Below are 228 nucleotides of genomic sequence, written 5' to 3'. Positions count from 1 at the left end.
GTTCCGACAAGGCCGGAGCACGTCTGGGTTGCCGACATTACTTACCTGCCTGCACGTAATGGCGCGCTGTACCTGAGCCTGGTAACGGATGCTTACTCCAGGAAGATTGTTGGCCACCATGTCCATGAAAGCCTGCATGCCGAGTCAGTGGCGCAAGCCTTCAAGCAGGCATTACGAAAGCGCCGTCGTCGCCAGCCATTAGTCCACCATTCGGATCGAGGAATCCAA

General features: G+C 56.6%; 1 protein-coding gene. It reads left to right on the top strand.

Features of this window, described 5'->3' with window-relative positions; genetic code table 11:
* A partial coding sequence (locus tag NTD88_RS06315) for a DDE-type integrase/transposase/recombinase (protein ID WP_262191718.1) occupies positions 1–228 on the top strand: 228 nt, incomplete at both ends.

It is taken from the genome of Pseudomonas sp. 20P_3.2_Bac5 (genome assembly GCF_025466035.1).
Taxonomy (GTDB): Bacteria; Pseudomonadota; Gammaproteobacteria; order Pseudomonadales; family Pseudomonadaceae; genus Aquipseudomonas.
This window is presented reverse-complemented; position numbering and strand designations above follow the sequence as displayed.